This is a genomic window from Enterococcus sp. 4E1_DIV0656, from assembly GCF_002140695.1.
Taxonomy (GTDB): Bacteria; Bacillota; Bacilli; order Lactobacillales; family Enterococcaceae; genus Enterococcus_D; species Enterococcus_D entomosocium.
This window is the reverse complement of the sequence record NZ_NGLF01000002.1, coordinates 553,618-575,330: the sequence shown is the minus strand read 5'-3', so window position 1 is coordinate 575,330 and position 21,713 is coordinate 553,618. Positions and strand designations below refer to the sequence as shown.

Here is a 21,713-nt window from a genome sequence, read left to right as displayed (position 1 = left end):
TATATTTAATGGAGGAAAAAAATGAAAAAGAGAAATAAACGAATTCGTCATGGCATTGTTGTTACCGCTTTAGGTCTGTCCCAAGTGATCACTCCGGTCATGGCGCTTGCGGAAACCACGGAACAGGAACAGACCATTCGTACTTTAGATAACTCAAATCATCTGCTGGAATCAACCAGCGGCGTTGCCAATGAAACAAACACAAGCGACGCGCAAACAACTGAGACTACTCAAACGGATCGTTCTTCAGAAGAAAGCGGCGAAGCAACCTCCAAGACGGATGCAGCAACAACGAGTCAAAGTGAAACGCCTGCTACAACTTCATCAACGCATACAGCAGATACTACAGATTCGACGCAAACAAGTTCTTCAGAAACTGAATCGAAAGAGGCAAAAGGAGCCGAAAAGAGTTCCCGTGTCAGCACCCGCATCAATGGACAAGAGCTTTTAGAAAAAGGCACATTACTGACGATTGCTGGTGAGGAGTTCAGTCAAACGGAAGAAACGCGGATTTTAAACAATAGTCCGGTGAAACTGAAATTAGACTTTGAAATCAATGACGAAGACTACTTAGCCGGCACCACTGCTGTTTTTGACCTGCCGGAAGGCCTTGGTTTTAGTGATATGCAAGGAACAAATGAAGCAATCAATGCTTCGTGGGCAGTAGATAGTGGCGCCCATCAATTAACGATCACCTTTAACCAATCCATTCATGATGCATCGTTTTCGATCGAGTTGACCAGTTATCTTTATTCAGAAGACAAGCCTCAGCTAACCATTGAGATGGGCGATCAAAACCAGACAAGCTACGCCATTGATTTGTATGAAGAAGTTGACCCGATTCAATATGTGTCAGAAAAAAATGTCTTTGGGATGCAAGGAATGGTTTACTACAACACCGATCGGACATTATCTGGAACGGAAACTCTTTCACTGCATTTGGTTGATACGCCGGGGGCTTCCTTCAAAAAGATTGAGACCCAACCGTTAAAAGTCTTCAGCTATGAAGTGGATATCAAAGGAAAGATCAAGCCAGAAACACAAACAGCATTGACTGAAGGGACGGACTACACAATCACCTCAAATAGTCTCTACAATACTGCTGTTGAAGTCAAACAAATGGACAAGCAAAAGGCCTATGGTGTTTCTTATCAATTCACGATGAGTTTGACCGCGTTGACGGATTATACTTCTTCTTTTTCAAAAGGGTATCCGACGACCGGATTTGGTTCGGTACAGCTAAAACAAACAGCTGCCCAAAACAGAGGATTTTCCTTTACCGCAGCAACCAGTAAAGATGAAAAAGAAGTCGATTCTAGGTATTATATGGGGGTTGCTTCTGCCAGTTTTATGAATGGCCTTTCTAAAGGAAACTACTATGTATCAATTCATCAAATGCCGACGGAGATGAAAGCAGGTCAACAAATCATTCTTTCGAGTCAAAACGGACAGCCGATCACGGCGAAACAGTTAACAGCAAGAGACGCCTTCTATCAAAATGTGACTTTTACGGATTATTTTTCTGTCGAAAATAATGGGGACAAACTGATTGTGACGGCCACAAAAGACAGCAATCTCACTCTTGGTTCCACGAACATAACCGTACCCTTTGATCAGAAAGATATCATCCTCAATGTCTCGACACCGTTAATTGCTAATAAAGAATTCAAAATCGTTGAAGACAACTACGTCGAACCAATCAGTGTTCTTAATCCCAATAACGCTGAAACTGCTTGGGGAAATTATGATCAAAATGGTGCCTATGCCAGTGACACTTCAGTCAATATCGAAGGTAGCACCTCACAACCGATCGAAAATTTACAACTGTTTATTGAACATCCCGAGTATCTTTCTTTAAGAAAGGTACCAAAAGTCGGCTTCTATTATACTTTAGGAACTGATTATACGATTGAAGAAGTAGCAGGCGGAACGATGGTCACCTTTACGTCGCCCATTACCTATTCTGTTCAATTTGATATTGGCTTCAATTATGTGCCAGATAGTTTAGCACCGACAAAATCAATTCCTAACGATACAATTCCAATCACGATTTCCGCGACAGGACTTGACACGGTTCATACCTCCGTCTATACCGGAAGAAAACTGTATTCTGAACGCACGCTCCAAAGCAGTAAGAATCAGTTTTTAGTCAACGCTCGTCAAGATACCATCAGTGATTTGACTGTTGAGACCCATGTTCCGAAAAATACGGATGTTGTGTTTTCGATCATCGATGTTTCCAATGAACAAGTCAGTGGCATTTATCCACAGTACTGGGATCGTGGTTATTATGATAATCAAGCCATGAAAGAAAGCGATCCGAATTATCCAACGATCACCCATGATGAGGCAACCAACTATTATACCTTTGATTTTGGGACGACTAACCATCGCTACATCATTTCCTATCAGTACGCCAATGGTTGGCAGGAAATGAGTACGATTTATGTACCTGGTTTTGCAAAAGAGCCGCTATCAAATAATCAGCAAGGCTCAACTACCGTTTCGGTTTCCAATACAGCGACGGATATTATTGGGATTACTCAAAATACCGTGAATAATACAAAAAACATGACTCAGGTCAAGGTCACAACAAAAAATATCGATGATGGCTCGAAAAAAGTAGCAAATCCAACGATCCTTCTAAAATCATTGGGAAATACCAATGGTGAAATCGATCTTAGGTCAATCAATGTTTCAAATGTGCCAGACGATAGCTACGAAATCAAAGAAGTTGACGGAGACGTACAGCTTGTCTTTTCAAACTATGTTTTAACGAAAAATATCGAAATCAGTTACAACGTACTTTCACAAAACGCCGGCCAAATCTCAGCTTCAGCAACGATCGTTTCTGATACGATTGATACCTTGTCGGAAGCCAAACGGACAGCTACTTCGACGGTGACTAACCTGCAATTTTCGGCAGGTGATTCAAACGGGATCATTTACAAAACTAGTGCGTCACTTGATGTTTATAATACCGAAGAACCAACTCAGAAAATTGCAGGCGTTACATTGATGCTTTGGAATCAGTTGACTGGAGATGTTATTTCTGTTGTAACGGATGAGAAGGGAGAGTATCAATTAGCTGATATTTATACAGGGACCTATATGCTTTATGTTTCCTACGTCCCAGAAGGTTACGTCATACCACAGGAACTTCAGCTTGGTAAAGAGGTGCAAGTGAACCGGACGGGCAATCATCTTTCTGTCGGCATCACACCAGAAGAAGACTTGTCGACGATCGACGCCAAAGATAGCACGATCTACGTGGGAGATGAATGGCATGCTGTAGATAACTTTGTCTCAGCAACAGACAAGCATGGCAATGCGTTGACCTTCTCGGAAATTACCGTCAACGGTGAGGTCGACACATCTAAAGTCGGCACTTATGAAGTCAAATACATGAATGGCAACGTGAGCGAGACAGCGACGATCACTGTGGTGGCCAACCAAGAAACGGTGGCAGCCAAAGACAGCACGTTATATGTGGGCGATGCATGGACAGCAGCTGATAATTTTCTAGCGGCAACGGATAAAGACGGTAACACAGTGGCAATCACAGAAGTGACCATCACCGGTGAAGTTGACACGGATACACCTGGAGAATACCAAGTAATCTATCGTAACGGCAAAGCCGAAGCAACAGCTACGATCACGGTCTTAGCAGACCAAACTTCGGTTAAAGCCAAAGACAGCACCTTATACATCGGGGACGACTGGCATGCGGTTGATAACTTTGTTTCGGCAACGGACAAAACAGGAGCGAACGTTCCATTTTCAAATGTGACAGTTAGTGGAGCCGTGGATACTTCCAAAGAAGGCCAATATTTAGTGGTTTATCAAAATGGCAATCAAAAAGCAGTCGCCACGATCACCGTGGTTGCCAATCAAGAAACAGTCGTTGCCAAGGATAGTACACTTTATGTTGGAGATGCATGGGAGCTTGCGGACAACTTTGTTTCAGCAATGGATAAGAAGGGGCAACCGTTAAGCTTGGCAGAAGTCACCACCAGTGGTGAAGTGGATACGAAAGTACCAGGAGAATACCAAGTAATCTATCGTAACGGCAAAGCTGAGGCGAAAGCGACGATCACCGTGATAGCTGATCAAACATCAATTAAAGCTAAAGATAGCACCTTATATGTTGGTGACGACTGGCAAGCAATCGACAACTTTGTTTCGGCAACGGATAAAGCAGGAGCAAACCTACCATTTTCAGCAGTGACCGTTAGTGGATTAGTTGATACGAGCAAAGAAGGTCAGTACAAAGTTACTTATAGCAATGGTAAAACAGAAGCTATTGCTACGATCACGGTTGTTGCGAACCAAGAAACGGTGGCAGCTAAAGATAGTACGTTGTATGTAGGTGACTCATGGGAAGCCGCGGATAATTTTCTTTCCGCAACAGACAAAGACGGCAACAAAGTAAAACTGGCTGATATCACAACAGTAGGTACAGTCGACAGCGCCACACCAGGTAAATATGAAGTAATTTATCGCAATGGCAAAGCTGAGGCGAAAGCGACGATCACCGTGTTAGCTGATCAAACATCAGTTAAAGCCAAAGATAGCACCTTATATGTCGGGGATGACTGGCAAGCAATCGACAACTTTGTCTCAGCCACAGACAAAACAGGAGCAAACCTACCATTTTCAGGAGTAACCGTTAGTGGCTCAGTCGATACCTCCAAAGCAGGCGAGTACCCAGTGGTTTACCAAAATGGTCATGTCAAAGCAACGGCGACGATTACGGTCGTTGCCAACCAAGAAACGGTAGTTGCTCAAGATAGTACGATTTATGAAGGCGATGACTGGCAAGCCGCCGACAATTTTGTATCGGCAACAGATAAAGACGGCAACGCAGTAAAACTGACTGATATCACAACAGTAGGTACAGTCGATAGCGCCACACCGGGGAAATATGAAGTGGTTTATCGCAATGGCAAAGCCGAAGCGACTGCCACGATCACCGTGTTAGCTGATCAAACGAGTGTCAAAGCCAAAGACAGTACTCTGTATGTTGGCGACGATTGGGAAGCTGCCGACAACTTTGTCTCAGCCACAGACAAAACGGGAGCAACGGTTGAATTATCAGGAGTGATCGTTACTGGTACCGTCGATACCAATCAAGAAGGCACATACGATGTCACTTATACGAATGGAAAAGTCAGCGCCACAGCGACAATCACTGTGGTTGCTCACGAAGAAACGGTCGTAGCAAAAGATAGTACAATCTATGAAGGAGAGAAATGGCAAGCCGTCGATAATTTTGTATCGGCAACAGATAAAAGCGGACAAGCAGTTGATTATGATCAAGTATTGATTAGCGGTACAGTCAATACTGATGTGCCTGGAAAATACCAAGTCATCTATCGAAATGGCAAAGCCGAAGCAACTGCCACGATCACCGTGTTGGCAGATCAAACGTCTGTGACTGTGAAAGATAGCGTGATTTATGTCGGTGACAACTGGACAGCAGCCGACAATTTTGTCTCCGCTACAGATCGTGTCGGTAAGTCACTCGCATTGGAGCAACTGCTGGTGGACGGTTCGGTGGATACGAAGGAAACGGGCACCTATCAAGTCACTTATTCAATCGTCACTGATGAAGCAGCAACTCCTAACTTTTTCGCACGTTTATTTGGTACTCGCTCACAAGAAGCAGTCACCGCCACAGCGACGATCAAAGTCGTTGAAAAAGCAGAAGAACCAGAGGAGAACGATCAGCAGCCAGAGAAAGATGATTCTAATAAAGGGCAAGAAAAACCAACGGATGCAGGACAGCCTGGTAAACAAAGCAAAGCGACCGCAAAGGACAAACGGGTGTTACCAAAGACCGGTACAGCCATCACTCAAGGCTATTCGATTGCAGGAGTGAGCCTTGTTGCACTAGCGGGGATCGTCTTCTTTCGTAAGAAACACACGAACAAAAGCAGAAAAACGAAATAAGTCGCAATGACTCTAGCAGCGGATATCGTGAAGGATATCCGCTGTTTTTTTATACCTGCTGTATTGCGGTTTTCTTATCCGATAAGCAGCCGTATAAAGAAGATATAAAGATGCTAGCAGAAGATTTACACTATTTTTATTTCTTTTTGCGTATGCTTACGTCATGAAGGAGTGAAGAATATGAATCTTGTTTTAGGAATAATCGGAGTGATCGTAATGATCTATCTCTTTTGGTACTTGTTTGAGGGGGGAGAACGATGAGTAGCTATTTTGTGCAAGGCTTTTTATTTTTACTGATCTTACTAGCAGCAGCGGTTCCTTTGGGCTGGTATATCAAAGAAATCATGCAAGGAAAAACACCGCGGTTTGTCCGCTTTATTCAACCCATTGAACGGTTGACCTATCGAGTGATTGGTTCGGTCAGTAAAAAAGAAATGACCGCCAAAACCTATCTATTTTCCGTCTTGGCCGTCAGTGTCTTTTCCATCATTGGCTTGACCGGATTATTGATGGTTCAGCACTGGTTACCGCAAGGGGCAGCCGTTGAGAATATGTCCTTTGACTTAGCATTGAACACAGCCGTCAGTTTTGTGACGAACACGAACTGGCAAGCTTACGCTGGGGAAGAAGCACTGACCAATCTTTCCCAAGCATTAGGATTAACAGTGCAAAATTTCTTATCTGCGGCAGTAGGATTAGCCGTACTGTGTGCCTTGATTCGTGGGCTGCAGCAAAAACAAAAACGTACGGTAGGGAATTTTTGGCAAGACATCACCCGTTCCTTGCTCTATATCCTTTTGCCACTTTCATTGATTTTAGCGATCTTGCTCCTGTCTCAAGGCGTTGTCCAAACGTTGAGCAGCGGCGTGGAAGTCAATGGATTTGAGGGGGGATCTTTTTGGATGGCGCTCGGACCAGTAGCGAGTCAAATCGCCATCAAGCAATTAGGGACCAACGGCGGCGGTTTCTTTGGCGCCAACTCTGCCCATCCATTTGAAAACCCAACGATGTTCAGTAATTTTTTAGAAAACTTAGCGATCTTGTTGCTGCCAGCTGCTTTGATTTTTGCCTTTGGCTTTTGGATCAAAGAGTGGAAGCAAGGACGTACGATCTTGATCACCGCAACCGTCTTTTTGATCCTGGCTTTTATTGGCGTAGTGATCAGTGAAGCTTATGGACCGCAATTCAGTCAAGTGCTTGGGAATGCCAACCTAGAAGGCAAAGAAGTACGTTTCGGTATCGGTTGGTCGAGTCTCTGGGCAGTGAGTACCACCGCTGCTTCCAGTGGATCAGTCAATGCCATGCTGGATAGTTTCACACCACTCGGGGGTGCGATCCCGATGTTCTTGATGCAGCTGGGGGAAATCATCTTTGGCGGTGTCGGTAGCGGACTTTATGGCATGATCGCTTTTCTATTGTTGACGGTCTTTATCGCTGGTTTACTCGTGGGACGAACACCCGAATATATCGGCAAAAAAATCGAAGCTTTTGACATTAAAATGACGAGTATCGTTATTTTGACGCCATTGCTACTGACGCTTTTCGGGGCTATGTTGATGACCTTGCATCCTGATATCATGAGCTGGCTAACCAACCAAGGCGCCCATGGCTTTAGCGAACTGTTGTATGCAGCAACTTCTTTCAGCAACAACAACGGGAGTGCCTTTGGCGGCTTGACCGCAGATACTGTTTTCCTGAATGGTTTGGGTAGTATCTTGATGTTCGTTTCACGTTTCGTTCCCATCGCAGCCATCTTGTATCTGGCAGAAAACATGGGTGCCAAAAAGAAAACCGTTCGTAATGAAGGAACCTTGTCAACCACGAGTCCAGTCTTTGTCACGATGCTAATCATTGTGGTCATCGTGATCGGTGCACTGAGCTTTTTACCAGCGATGGCTTTAGGACCAATCGCAGACTTTTTTACAACGAAATAGGAGAGAGAAAAAATGAAAAAAATCTATCAATGGGCGATCGGCGAATCCTTTAAGAAATTGGACCCTCGCCAACAAATCAAAAACCCCGTGATGTTTGTGGTTTACCTAGGGGCGATCTTGACAACGATTTTATGTTTTCAAGAACAAACGGTCCCGTTGTGGTTTAGCATCAGTGTGACCGTCTTCTTATGGTTGACTATATTGTTTGCCAATTTTGCCGAAGCAGTGGCAGAAGGGCGCGGCAAAGCACAAGCGGATAGTTTGAAGCAAGCCAAAAAAGACATCATGACCTACAAAATCATGTCCTTGGAAGATGTCGCCAAAGAGGCTTTTATCGAAGTCCGTTCCTCCGATTTGAAAAAAGGCGACTTGGTTTATGTTCCTTCTGGCGAACAAATTCCTGCCGATGGGGATGTCGTGGAAGGTGCTGCTTCGGTGGACGAAAGTGCCATCACAGGAGAATCAGCACCTGTCATTCGTGAATCTGGTGGCGACCGTAGTGCAGTCACGGGAGGAACCTTAGTCGTTTCCGATTACTTGGTCATTAAAGTGACCGCTGAAAATGGTCATTCTTTTTTGGATAAGATGATTGCGATGGTGGAAGGGACACAGCGGAAAAAAACACCCAATGAGATTGGCTTGCAGCTGTTCTTAGTGACACTGACCATCATCTTCTTGGCTGTTTCCATCACATTGATTCCCTTTACTGATTTTAGCAGTCAGTTATCTGGTCGGGGAACGGCGATTTCCAGTGTGATCGTGATCGCTTTACTGATTTGTCTCGCACCAACCACGATTGGCGCCTTGATTTCCTCGATTGGGATCGCTGGAATGAGCCGTTTGACCAAAGAAAACGTCATCGCCATGAGTGGACGCGCGATTGAAGCTGCAGGAGATGTGGATGTTTTGCTGCTGGATAAAACAGGAACCATTACTTTGGGAAATCGCCGTGCCAGCGAGTTCTTACCGGTACCGGGGGTCACCGCCAAAGAGTTAGCAGATGCAGCGCAGTTGGCATCTTTTGCCGATGAAACGGCAGAAGGACGCAGTATCGTAATTTTAGCCAAAGAAGCCTTCAATATTCGTGAACGGGTATTTCAGCAAGCTGATGTCCATTGGATCGATTTTAGTGCCAAAACACGGATGTCTGGGATCGACTATCGTGGTGATGAGATCCGTAAAGGAGCTGCTGATACGATCAAGCAATACGTGACGGCAAAAGGGCAGACCTATCCCACTGCATGTGACGAGATCGTGGAAAAAGTCGCTAAAGCTGGTGGAACCCCATTGGTCGTAGTGAAAAATGGCCAGGTACTCGGGGTCGTTTATTTAAAAGACATCGTGAAAAACGGCGTCAAAGAAAAATTTGCCGACATGCGAAAGATGGGCATCAAGACGATCATGATCACTGGAGACAACCCTTTGACGGCAGCTGCTATTGCTGCGGAAGCGGGCGTCGATGATTTCTTAGCCGAAGCAACACCAGAAAACAAAATGAACCTGATTCGCGAATATCAGGAAAAAGGGCATTTGGTGGCGATGACGGGGGATGGAACCAACGATGCACCCGCACTCGCCCAAGCCGATGTGGCAATGGCGATGAACACTGGTACACAAGCAGCCAAAGAAGCGGGCAATATGATCGACCTTGATTCCAGCCCAACCAAATTACTGCAAGTAGTCCAAATTGGTAAACAGCTGCTGATGACCCGTGGGGCATTGACGACCTTTAGTATCGCGAATGATATCGCCAAATATTTCGCAGTGATCCCTGTCCTGTTTTATGCGATTTATCCAGAACTTGCAGCGCTGAATATCATGAATCTTGGTAGTCCCTTGACGGCGATTTTGTCCGCAGTCATTTACAATGCAGTCGTGATCATCGCCTTGATCCCTCTGGCGTTAAAAGGGGTCAAATACCAAGAAAAACCAGCCAGCCAAATGCTGCGGCACAATCTTGTCGTCTACGGCCTAGGCGGCATCATCGCACCATTCATTTGTATCAAGCTAGTAGATTTGCTTTTGTCAGCTGTTCTACTATAAGAGAAGTCCCTCAGAGTCAAAGAGTCATTTAGGAGGAAAACATGATGAAGAACACCCTCTTTGCCAGTATCAAATTTTTACTATTTAGTACCGTGCTATTTGGCGGTCTCTATACATTATTGGTCACCGGTGTCGGACAAGTCTTTTTTGCCCATCAAGCCAATGGCAGTCAAATCGTGGAAGGTGGAGAGGTCAAAGGGTCTGAGCTGCTTGCGCAACCCTTTGACCAAGTAGGTTACTTCCAAGGCCGTGATCAAACTGTTTCACAATTGTCGCCCTATGATCCGACCCAAAAAAAGACTGTAGCTGAGTGGACAGCGGCGTTACTGGCAGAAAACCCAACCCAAACCAGTGTGCCGATCGATCTCGTGACCGCTTCGGGTAGTGGCGTTGATCCTGACATCAGTGTCGAAGCGGCACTTTTTCAACTGCCGCGGATCGCTGACACAAGAGGCATCGATGAACAAACAATTCATGATATAATAAACAGAAATAAAGTAGCTGATCTGTTCTCCACGAGAGAATACGTCAATATCATGACCTTGAATCAGCAGCTCGATCAATTACCCGAAGAATAGGGGGAAGCATCTATGAGTGAAAATAACCAGCAGACGATCCCAGAAGAGATGCTGCTGCAAGCCGGATTTGGCCCCAAACGTGGCAAGCTGCGGGTATTTTTCGGTTTTGCTGCCGGTGTCGGAAAAACCTATACGATGTTAACCGAAGCCCATGAGTGTTTGCTCATGGGCAAAAATGTGGTGATCGGCTATATCGAACCCCACAAACGTCCTGATACCAATCGATTGCTTGAAGGGTTACCACAAGTACCATTAAAGCAATACCAGCACAAGCAATTGACCCTATATGAGCCGGATATCGATCGACTGATCCAACTAAAACCAGATATCGTCTTGATCGATGAGTTAGCACATACCAATCCCATTGGTGCGCGAAACAAAAAACGTTACCAAGATGTTGATGAACTTTTGCATGCAGGAATCACCGTCTACACGACCATCAATGTCCAGCATATCGAAAGTCTGAATGACATCGTGGAAAAGGTCACGGAAGTGGAAGTCAGAGAAACTGTACCCGACACCTTTTTCCAGCACGCCAGCTTACGAGTGGTGGACGTTGAACCAGACGAACTGATTGATCGGTTGGAACAAGGCAAAATCTATGCCGATGAAAATGCCAAGCGGGCACTAAAAAACTTTTTTACGCCAGAAAAACTTGATCATTTACGTGGATTAGCGATCCAAAAAGCTTCCAATCATATCAATCAAATGAACGGCGGTCGAAAACGAGTCCAAAGCAAGCTTTTGACGATTATTGATGATCGCTTGCCGAAAATGGCAGAGAAATGCATTCGTTGGACCGCCCGCTTAGCCCAAGGAGTGGGGGCGGAATGGACGGTGATTCAAGTTCGATCGTTAGATGATACACCTACCGAGGTGCCATTGGCAGAGCGTTTGGGAGCAGAAGTCATCAACATCGAAGCGGATGACAGTTTTGAGACCATCGTAGAGTATGCCAAAATGACGGGTGCCAGTGACATTATCATGGGGAAACAGGTTTCTCAGAAGTGGTTCCAAAAATTGTTTGTCGAGGATTTGGAAGACCGCTTGATTCGGCGCCTTGATGATATTGAGATCCATTTGATTCCTTTTAAAGAAAAAATGCAGCGACCACGGCTGACGTTTTCGCAATTATTTGAAGGCGGTGGTCGAGATTTCACCTTGACCTTTGGGCTGATCATGCTCGCTACCATAGTGACAGAAGGCATGCAGTACTTACATTTCGGCGATCAGAATTTGATGCTGGTTTATATCTTTTTTGTTCTCTTAGTGGCACGTTACACGAGTGGCTATCTTTGGAGTGCCATGGCATCGATCATTAGTGTCCTTTCTTACAATTGGTTCTTTGTCGAACCCTTGTATTCCTTGACGGTCTATAAAGCAGGCTATCCAATCACATTAGTGATCATGCTGATCGTTGCCTTAATGATCAGTAATTTGATGGTTCGATTGAAGACCCAGGCAGAAAATGCCAAGGAAAAAGAGCATCAAATGGAGATATTGTATGAGTTGAACAAACAATACATGGAAACGCGGAATGAGCAAGACATTTATGAAAGTACGACCACCTATTTGGCACGCTTACTCCAGCGAGAAGTGGCGTTATATGACAGGGAAGGTCACTTGAGAAGTCTGCATTCTTCAAGAGAAACATTGTCTCAACTGACTGGCAAGGATGAGAAAGCCGTCGCTTTTTGGGTCGTGAAAAATCAAAAAGAAGCCGGTCGCGGCACAGATACTCTGATTGGTGCCAATGGATTTTACTTGCCGATCGTTTTAAACGGCAAACCACTAGGCGCCCTTGGGGTAGAACGCAACGAGGAGCATCAGTTGGCCAATAGTCAATTGAATTACTTGCGCCTTGTGATCACCCAAATTGCTACCGTGTTGGAGCAAGTCTCTCTGGCGAGTGAGAAAGAACAGATCCAATTAGAAAACGAACGGGAAAAAGTCCGCAGCAATCTACTGCGTGCGGTTTCTCATGACTTGCGGACGCCACTGACGACGATTTCTGGCATTGCCGAAACATTGAGCGAAACCGAAGGCGCGATCAAAAAGGAAACGAAACAAAAGCTGCTAGGAGATATCCAAAGTGAATCCCAGTGGTTGATCCGCATGGTCGAAAACTTACTGTCGGTGACCCGCATCAATTTGACTAACATGGCGGTCAAGCGCAGTGAAGAACCAATCGAAGAAATTATCGAAGCGGTTTTAACGCACCTAAAAAAAGTCTATCCGCAACAAAAAATCATCGTGAAGATGCCCGATCAGCTGATTTTTGTCAAAGTCGATCCAATCTTGATCGAACAAGCCTTGTTTAATTTGATTGAAAATGGCGTACGCCATGGAACCGCCGATACACCGATTTTCTTGCGAGTTTTTCAGGAGCAAGAAGTGGTCATTGAAATCGAGAACCAAGGGGAGATCCCCCTAGGGCAATACCAAAAAATCCAAGCGAATTTGACTAATGACACCGAAGTGCCGGTGGATTCCAAAAATGGACTAGGCATCGGACTGAGTATCGTTAAAACCATCATCCATGCCCATGAAGGCAAATTGGCGATCGAAACGAAAGCCGGCAGTACCATCTTTCGTATTTATTTAAAGCAGTAAGGAGGAAGAACATGCAGCGACATTTTTTATTGATTGAAGATGATTCGAATATCGTTGATTTTATGGAGGTCGTCTTGCAAAGAGAACACTACAACTTTACGTCAGTTGGCACGGGCATGGAGGCATTGATGCTCTTGCAGGAAGAAACTATCGACTTCATCTTGCTGGATCTGGGCTTACCGGACATTGACGGCATGGAGCTGTTAAAAATCATTCGTAAGCGCATGAATACACCGATCATCGTGATCTCTGCCCGCAAAGATGAACAAGACAAAGTGCAAGCGTTAGACCTCGGTGCCGATGATTATGTAACAAAGCCCTTCAGTACCAATGAATTATTTGCCCGTATCCGCACGGCATTGCGGCACAAGGAGTCAGCTGCCTTTAGCAGCAGCCCGATTCTCGTAAACAAGGAGTTAACGATCGATTTTGAGAAGAAAATCCTGTACAAGAATCAAAATGAGATCCATTTGACCAAAAACGAATACCGTATCATGGCAGTAATGTTCAAGAATTTAGGCAAAGTCGTCACTTACGATACGCTGACCAGTGAAGTCTGGGGACCTTTTGCAGCGGATGCACAAACCTTACGAGTCAATATCTCAAACATTCGCAAAAAAATCGAAACCAATACGCTGCAGCCAGAATATTTGATCACTGAAATCGGCGTCGGGTATCGCTTGCGGGAGTATCCAGCAGAATCTTCTGTATAAGTTCGATTCAATCCTAAACAGCCTCCTCCTAAAATTTAGGAGGAGGCTGTTTACTTTCATTGCATCAATGACCATAGTATCCACTGCTTTATACCATTTGACAGTGCCAATCCAAGGGAAGATGGGACTGCACGAAGGGGAAAATGTCGCTCATTCAAATTTTGTATATTTGTCCTATATGTATTGCTGGGAAATATGATGTTTGATCAGTCAATTTTTTTTTATTAAACAGTTTCCAAAGGGTTCGTTAACTAACAGGTAGAAAAAAATAGGAAAAAGAGCAGCATCAACGATGCCACTCCATGGTGTTTTCGATTTCATTGGTATCAGAATCCAGTTGTTCAGAAACGATGGTAAAGCCGTTTTTGAGATAAAATGCAATAGCAGCTGTATTTTTTTTGTAGACATTCAGAGTCAGCTTCTCGTGTTCTGCTTGTGCTTTTTGTAAAAGCTGCTTGCCAATGCCGTGGGCACGATAGTCTTTCAAAACGAAAATACCAGCGATATAATCACCCAACATCCCGATGAAGCCGACGGGCTGATCATCCACCGAATAGGTGTAAATAAGGGCATCAGAAAAGGCTTTTTTCACAAAATCATAGTTATCTTGCCAATGGGCAGCCGAAATAAAGTCATGGGCATCCAAATTACTTTGCAGCCAAATCTGGGCGATGGTTTCTAATTCAGAATCAGTAAATTGGGTCACTTGTTGTATCATGAGAACCTCCGTTTTTATTCAGTATAGCATAGGTCCAGTACTGATTGCTGCGAATCGCGGCACTTTCGTAGACAATCGGTCAGGAGACGAACCGCTTGATAAGTAACGAAGGTTAAATGACGAAGAAAAGCAATCTTTTTCGTTGAAATATTCTAACAATTTTGTTTCAGCTAGATGTCAATTTCTTGCAGCCAGATGTTATTTGTGTGAAAACAGCCCCAAGAATGAAATCTTTCGGTATGCTAGAGAAAGCGATAAGACACATCTAGTTAAGGAGAAAAAATGAAAAAGACACTTTTGGTTGCAAGTTCACTTGTTTTGCTGACGCTGCCTGTCGTGACGGTATCCGCAGACAGCTTTGATCAGAAGATCCAGCAGCAAAATGAAAAAATCAGTGACATAAAAAATGAATCTACCTCATTAGAATCACTGAAACGATCCACAGAGGCAGAGATTCAATCGATTGAAGGAGAAATCCAAGCAATCCTACAAAAGAAAACGACGACGGAAGAAGAAGTCAATGCCTTGGCACAAGAGATCCAAGTCCTTGAAGAAAAAATCATCAAGCGCACAGAGGTACTGGCGAATCAAGCGCGTGACATTCAAACGTCGGAACCTTCCAATCGGTTGTTCCAAAAAATCGTTGATGCTGAATCCATCGGAGAAGCCATTCAACGGGCGATTGCTTCAGTAACGATCATGAATGCCAGCAATAGCATCGTCGAACAACAGCAAGAAGATATCGCAATGAGCCAGAAATTGGAAAAAGAGTTGCAGGAACAATTGGTTGCGATCGAAGAGCAGTCAAGCGCATTGCAAGGAAAACAAGCGGAATTAGCTGATGTCAAATTGAATCAAGAAGTTGAACTAGCGGACCTTGCCTTGGCATTGAACACCGAAGAAGAGAAAAAAGACCAATTGGAAGCGGACCAAGCAGAAGCAAAACGGCAACGAGAAGCAGCGTTGAAGCAACTGGCTGAGCAAGAAGCGCAAGAAGCAAAAGCGCGCAAAGAAGCAGAAGAAGCAGCAAAACGCCAGCAAGCAGCAGAAGCCGAGTCAGCTAAAACTGCTGAAAATCCTGCCGTTCAACAAGCAGCAGTGGCAGCAGCACAGCCGAAGACGGAAGCAGCAGTGGCGCCAGAAACATCGGTGGCGCCAGAAAAAACTGTAGCTACTCCTGCACCTGTGCAGCAAGCAACTGAGCCAAAAGAACAAGCAAGCACAGGTGGATGGCAAATGCCAGTCGATTCGGTTCATATTTCGAGTCGTTTTGGGTATCGAACAGATCCAACAGGGGCATCAGGAAATCAACATAATGGCATCGACTTTACCGGGGGGACAGGAACACCGATCTATGCGATTCAAGCAGGCGAAGTTGTCGAAGCGGGCTATGGTCCGTCAACTGGTAACTATGTGATCATCAAACATGCCAATGGCATTTACAGCTACTACATGCACTTTAGTACATTGCCAGCTGTCTCGGTCGGACAAAGCGTCTCAGCTAGACAATATGTAGGCGGTATGGGAACGACTGGAAATTCAACTGGCGTCCATCTACATTTAGGGATGTCAACAAGCTTATGGTCAGGATTCTTTGATCCGGCACCAGAATTGGGCTTATAATAGTCAGAAAATCCGCAGAAGCGAACAGGCTTCTGCGGATTTTTTGGTTGCTATTCTTTTACGAAGTCTCAATTGGCTCAGCGCCAAAAGCGGGTCATCTCCGCTTTGTCTTTCAGGTTGAAAGCGATCATGTCTTCAATCAATGCTTGATCGATCGGCTCAGTCCACTTGATGCGAAAAATGTTATCCGTATGGCTGTAGCCAGCTTTTTCAATGGCATCGGTAAACTGTTCAAGACACTTGGTTTCTGGAGAGACAGAAAAGTGCGGTTTTGAAACGCTGAAACCGATAATAAAGGTTTCATGGGCGGTGAACATCGGCTGATTCCATTTAATGACTGGAACGAGGTCAGGAAATTTCTTGGTAATAGCGGCAAATAAGGCACGGAGTTTTTCTTGTTTTACTGGATCTTCAATGCTGGTTAAGTAAGTTTCTAATACATCCATTGGGAGATCTCCTTTCGTTTTAAGGAACGAGTACAGGCAATGTCGATTAATAAAAATAACGCATGTTTGAAATCAACTATTTTGTTACTTAGAGTGTACTGTAAAGTTAGTAAGTTGACAAACCTGTTGCCTTGCATGGGGGATAAAGCCTTCAGAAACAAACATTTTTTGCAAAAAGTAACGCTAAAAACAACTTTTTTTCTGCTCGAACAATAGCCAAACATCAGGAACATTCCAGTATTATCCTGCAAGGTTCCTTGAGATCAGATTAACTTTTCAGAAATAACAAATGAAAAAGCAGGTTATTTTCAGAGAATACTTTCAAAAAGAAATCGGTTGCATTCAACAAGAATTCTGCTAGAATATAACTTGTTCGAACAAGTTGTTGAGCGAAAGCAAAAAGAAAGGAGGAGGACTTGTGACCAAAAGGAAACCGGTAACCCAAGCAGCCAAGAAAGAATATGCAAACAAAAGTATGCGGTTTAATCGTTTTTTACTTTTTCGTTATATGACTGCGATCTTTTTCTTTGTCAATCTTTATTGGACCATATTGAGTCTGTCTCAATGGACATGGGCTGGTTTGATTCCCATTGCCTTATTGATCGTTGATGGACTTATACTTATTGAACAAACTCAAAAATATTGGCAGCAATCGAATCGTTTACTGGTGACAAAAATCGGATATTGGCTCCAATTCGGTGTCAATCTGATTGCAATTCTATTTATTTTGATCGGACAGCAAGCAACATTGATTCCTTTTATGAATCAATCGGGTAGAGGCATCTTACTTGCCTTGTTTACTGTCGGCATGATCGCGTGCCTGTTCATCCAGCGTAAAGCGTGGTTGATCGAGCATGACCGCGACAAATATTTCACGTATTTGACTACATTTGAAACTCAAGGAGGAACAGTCAATGGATTCAGAAAATAACAAAATGTTTGCCTTCTTGGACCGCTACTTAATGGGTCCAATGGGGAAAATCTCACAATTACGGATCGTTCGTGGGGTCATGGCAGCCGGGATGGCGTCGATTCCTTTCACTATTGTAGGATCAATGTTCTTGATCGTCAGCGTTTTACCACAAAGCTTCCCTGCATTAGAGAGCATTTGGAGTGCGTCATTCGATAAGATCCAAAATCTTTACATGTTAGGTAATACCGCAACGATGGGGATTTTAGCACTTTACTTCTGTGTCGTGTTTGGTTACGAGTACACCAAAATCCAAGCACAAGAAGAAAAAATCGTTCTTAGCCCAGTCAATGGCGCGTTGCTTTCAATGATGGCGTTCTTTATGTGCTTGCCACAATTAGTTTTTGAAGGCGGTATGGCAACATTAGTCAATGTCATTTCTGATGACCAAAAAATCATCGATGGTTGGGAAATGGCTGGCGGGGTGACTCGTTTAGGAACAACTGGGATCTTTACAGCGATCATCATGGCGATTATTGCCGTAAAAATCTACGCATTCTGTGTGAAACGCAATATTGTCATCAAAATGCCTGACACAGTGCCAACAGGAGTATCTTCCTCTTTTACAGCATTGATCCCAACGGCACTGACTTCATTAGCTGTAATCGTCATCAATGGTGCATTAGTCGCAATGGGCACAGATATTTTCAAAGTCATTGCGATTCCTTTTAGTTTCGTGACGCAATTGACCAGTACCTGGGTCGGACTACTTGTTATCTACTTCTTCATGCATGCGCTCTGGATCGTGGGTATTCATGGGGCAACGATCGTGACCTCATTCTTGACGCCAATCGTATTGTCGAATATGGTGGAAAACCAAAATGGTGCCAACATTGCCTTTGCGGGTGAGTTTAACAATAGTTTCGTAACGATCGGTGGTTCAGGAGCGACGTTAGGAATGGTGATTTTCATCGCCTTCTTTGCAAAATCAGCGCAGTTAAGTGCTTTAGGAAAAGCAGCGATCGTGCCATCCTTCTTCAATATCAATGAACCGATTTTGTTCGGGATGCCAGTGGTATACAACCCGTACACAGCGATCCCATTCTTCTTAGCACCGATGGTTTCAATGTCCGTTGCTTATTTTGGCATCAACTTAGGCTTTGTTAACCCACCGATTGCCCAAGTAGCGTGGCCGACCCCAATTGGCTTATCCGGCTTTATTGGTTCAGGTGGTGACTGGCGTGCCTTTGTCTTAGCAATCATCTGTGCAGTCGTTGCTTTCTTGATTTGGTTCCCATTCATCAAAATGTATGATGGCAAATTATACAAGGACGAACAAGCAAACGCAACGAAGGCATAATCTTTCCGTTTTTTTGATAAGCCGGCTATGAAAAATAGCTGGCTTTTTTTACGCCAAAGACGATAATAGTAGTAGAGAATCGCAAGGAAAGGAGTAGGCAGATGACGAAACTCAGTATTGAAGACTTAGCAGCAGAATTGATCAGAAAGATCGAAGCTGGTGACATTGGAAATGAGCAGGGGAAGATGCCTAGTGAACGAGAGCTTTTGGCAATTTATCCAGTTTCTCGTTATACGTTACGCCAAGCCCTCAATAAGTTGAGCAAGATGGGCTGGATCTACCAGATGCAAGGCCGCGGCTCGTATATTCGTTTTCATAACAACCAAAAACCGACCATTGAACAAGGAGATCTTGGCTTCAATGAAGACTTGACCCGGGGCGAGAAAAACATTCGAACGGTCAAAGCCTCAAAGCGACTGGTCAAAGTATCAGAGGCGTTGTTTCTCCCAAGCCAAAAACAATTTGCGAAAGATCAGCACTTTATCGAAGTCCAACGGTTTCGCACGCTAGATGACAAACCGTATTTGATTGAGCGTTCCTATTATATACCTGAAATCGTAGGGGAGATCTCCGAAACAATGATGGAGGGGTCAATGTTCCAAGCTTTGGCAGAAGAAAAACAACTGACAGTCGCCTTCATCGACAAGTTCATTCAAAGCAAACCGCTATCACAGGAACAAGCTGCGTTTTTTCATCTAGAAGAAGGCATGCCCGCATTGATCGTACGAGACGACAGCTATCTGAGAAATGGGGAGCTATTAGCCTTTTCGATGATCCATTATGATTATCGGATGGCGACATTATACATGCATAAAAAGTTGTTCGTTTAAAGAAAACTGATTTTCAAGAAACGGTTCTTTCTTTTTTTGAAGGCAAGAGAAGAGCAGCCCATTAGGGAGAAAAAAACTTACAGTTGCGGATCGGTAGACAGGAACCGGCTTTCAAACTGAGAGAAAAGGGATCGCTTCCAATAGATGAAAGATGACTGAGCAGTAAAACTATATAATAGGTAAAGAATCGATCAGCGACCTTGGCTTATAAGGTCGCTGATTTTTTTTGAGGGGATTGATCGGCGGTTAGGAAGGCGTGATTGTTGATTTAAGATAAAGATCGTTTAAAGAAGACCATTCGTTTCCTTAATACGAAGATATTTTGCTCAATTTTTAACAATATCATGTGGATAAACGACTTGCTCTGACAAATATTTCATCAAGTGAAGAAATATCTGATTTTTCAATCTGTTTTTGCTTTGATACTATCAAATAGACAACAGATGTTCTGCGAACGGAAGCCGTCTTTTCGTTTAATGGCTATTTTATTGAGAAACAGGCCGATTCACTGACTTGATTCCTATCCTCCAAAATAAATGGAGGCCGTGGAAATCATGGGGTGTGGTGGTTTTTGCTTTCTTTTTTTGAACGAATGATGGCAAGAAGGAAACGGACATCACTGCTCAAAAGGTCACAGCAGAAACGTCAGCTCGCTTGAAAAAAAGCCCGAGGGTAGAACAGCAAAAGTGCAACTTTTCACGAAAGCAGACGAACAAGCAGACCAATTTGTAGACACACTAAATTGTTAACGAATCAAATCATCGATGAGTGAGGAATCAGGAGGGGTAACATGGCATTATTTCGCAAAAAGAAAGATGAAGAAACTTACGAAGGCGTTCATGTCTACGACGAGGAATATGATGAAGAAGAGTACGACGAAGACGAGTACGATGATGAAGAATATGATGACGATGAGTATGACGATGAAGAATATGAGGACGACGAGTACGAGGACGATGAGTACGAGGATGAAGAATACGAGGAAGACGAGTATGACGATGATGCCCAAGAAGAGCTGCTGGCATTAGAAAATACCGTTTCACAACTGACCAAGACCGTCGAACATTTGACCAAGCAATTGGAAAACAAACAAGAATCCATCAATCGGATGGCTTCGCAAGCGACGCAACAAGAAAGTATCATTTATGAAAACAAGCAGCTGCAAATGCGTTACAACGAGTTACAGCAGCAGTTAAAAGAAGCAGAACGTCAACAAGAAGCCCTCAAAACCAATTATGAGCAGGAAATTGAGCAGTTGACGAGTCAAGAAGACGAATTGATCGAAGTAGAAGAAGAGCTCGAACAATTGCGTCAAAGAGAAGATGAACTGCTAAAAGAATTAGAAGAAAAAAGCAAGCAAGTCCAGGCTTTTGAAGAAAAAGCGATTCATTTAGAAGAAAAAGCGGCGATAATCGAAAACTACAAATTAAAAGAAGTCGAAAGCATGCGCCGGATCACTTCGCTTGAAAATGAAAATCAACAGTTGAACATGCGCTTGCAAGAAGCCGAAGCGAAATATCGTGATCTCGAGCGTTCAAGAGTCGAACAATTGGCGGATAAGAATGTCTTACAGCGTGACTTGGAACGTGAGCTGGCAAAGGTCGAACAAATGAAGGACGAGCTGGCGACGATTTTGATCGAAGCAAAAGAAAAAGCACGGGAAACCGCTGCTGAAGCAGAACTGGAAGCCGACAGAAGACGTCAAATGGCGGAAAATGAAGCCCACAAGATCATTTCAGAAGCATCGATGGAAGTGATGAAGATCCGTCAAGAGATCAAGCAATACCAAGAACGACTTACGGCGTTTCATCATGAATCGAAAGGGTTGTTTGAGCAGTTGATCCAGCATAGCAAAGTGTTGAATCTGCCAGACTAAAAAGAAGGTTATGAGTCGGAATAGACGAAAAGGTCTGCTAAATAATTTCCGAGAGCGACACGACAAAGGAGGGAAACCCACTAGGACCATATATGCTGTATAAGAAATCACAGGCAA

Annotated in this window: 13 protein-coding genes; 11 read left to right on the top strand and 2 right to left on the bottom strand. The window is 44.0% G+C overall.

Annotated elements, in window-relative coordinates:
- Positions 1–21 precede the first annotated feature (21 nt).
- The 6 genes from A5882_RS16045 to A5882_RS16020 all read left to right on the top strand — a co-directional run bounded on the left by A5882_RS16045 (position 22) and on the right by A5882_RS16020 (position 13,833).
- Complete coding sequence (locus A5882_RS16045; RefSeq protein WP_086373114.1) at positions 22–5,952, top strand: bacterial Ig-like domain-containing protein; 5,931 nt, start codon at positions 22–24, stop codon at positions 5,950–5,952.
- Between the two features lie 257 nt (positions 5,953–6,209).
- A complete protein-coding gene (kdpA, locus tag A5882_RS16040; protein ID WP_086373113.1) occupies positions 6,210–7,886 on the top strand; it encodes a potassium-transporting ATPase subunit KdpA in 1,677 nt (558 codons plus the stop codon).
- A 12-nt stretch (positions 7,887–7,898) separates the two neighbouring features.
- Positions 7,899–9,929: a potassium-transporting ATPase subunit KdpB gene (kdpB, locus tag A5882_RS16035; RefSeq protein ID WP_086373112.1), complete on the top strand. Its 2,031-nt coding sequence runs from the start codon at positions 7,899–7,901 to the stop codon at positions 9,927–9,929.
- 41 nt (positions 9,930–9,970) lie between these two features.
- The gene (locus tag A5882_RS16030; RefSeq protein ID WP_086373111.1) at positions 9,971–10,507 is read left to right on the top strand and encodes a potassium-transporting ATPase subunit C; all 537 of its coding nucleotides are present in this window, start codon (positions 9,971–9,973) and stop codon (positions 10,505–10,507) included.
- A gap of 12 nt (positions 10,508–10,519) precedes the next feature.
- Positions 10,520–13,120 carry a sensor histidine kinase KdpD gene (locus tag A5882_RS16025; RefSeq protein ID WP_008378731.1) on the top strand — a complete coding sequence of 867 codons (2,601 nt, stop codon included), beginning with the start codon at positions 10,520–10,522 and terminating at the stop codon, positions 13,118–13,120.
- A gap of 11 nt (positions 13,121–13,131) precedes the next feature.
- Positions 13,132–13,833, top strand: coding sequence for a response regulator transcription factor (locus A5882_RS16020; RefSeq protein ID WP_016613477.1), 702 nt, complete (start codon positions 13,132–13,134; stop codon positions 13,831–13,833).
- A gap of 286 nt (positions 13,834–14,119) precedes the next feature.
- Here the strand turns inward: A5882_RS16020 and A5882_RS16015 are convergent, their stop codons facing one another.
- Positions 14,120–14,551, bottom strand: a complete 432-nt coding sequence (locus A5882_RS16015) for a GNAT family N-acetyltransferase (RefSeq protein WP_086373110.1) — start codon at positions 14,549–14,551, stop codon at positions 14,120–14,122.
- A gap of 282 nt (positions 14,552–14,833) precedes the next feature.
- Here A5882_RS16015 and A5882_RS16010 point away from each other — a divergent pair, with 282 nt between their 5' ends.
- Positions 14,834–16,174, top strand: a complete 1,341-nt coding sequence (locus A5882_RS16010; RefSeq protein WP_086373109.1) for a peptidoglycan DD-metalloendopeptidase family protein — start codon at positions 14,834–14,836, stop codon at positions 16,172–16,174.
- 77 nt (positions 16,175–16,251) lie between these two features.
- Here A5882_RS16010 and A5882_RS16005 read toward each other — a convergent pair whose 3' ends face one another.
- On the bottom strand, positions 16,252–16,620 hold the full coding sequence (locus tag A5882_RS16005) for an iron chaperone (protein WP_086373108.1): 369 nt from the start codon (positions 16,618–16,620) through the stop codon (positions 16,252–16,254).
- Between the two features lie 418 nt (positions 16,621–17,038).
- Between A5882_RS16005 and A5882_RS16000 the strand changes: the two genes are divergently transcribed.
- The 4 genes from A5882_RS16000 (at position 17,039) to A5882_RS15985 (ending at position 21,596) form a co-directional block, all read left to right on the top strand.
- A complete protein-coding gene (locus A5882_RS16000) occupies positions 17,039–17,551 on the top strand; it encodes a hypothetical protein (protein ID WP_086316331.1) in 513 nt (170 codons plus the stop codon).
- Positions 17,535–18,890: a PTS cellobiose transporter subunit IIC gene (gene celB / locus A5882_RS15995; RefSeq protein ID WP_086373107.1), complete on the top strand. Its 1,356-nt coding sequence runs from the start codon at positions 17,535–17,537 to the stop codon at positions 18,888–18,890. Before A5882_RS16000 ends, celB begins: the two co-directional genes overlap by 17 nt.
- A 101-nt stretch (positions 18,891–18,991) precedes the next feature.
- Positions 18,992–19,720 carry a GntR family transcriptional regulator gene (locus A5882_RS15990; RefSeq protein ID WP_008378710.1) on the top strand — a complete coding sequence of 243 codons (729 nt, stop codon included), beginning with the start codon at positions 18,992–18,994 and terminating at the stop codon, positions 19,718–19,720.
- A 790-nt stretch (positions 19,721–20,510) separates the two neighbouring features.
- Complete coding sequence (locus A5882_RS15985) at positions 20,511–21,596, top strand: DivIVA domain-containing protein (RefSeq protein WP_086373106.1); 1,086 nt, start codon at positions 20,511–20,513, stop codon at positions 21,594–21,596.
- Positions 21,597–21,713: the final 117 nt, after the last annotated feature.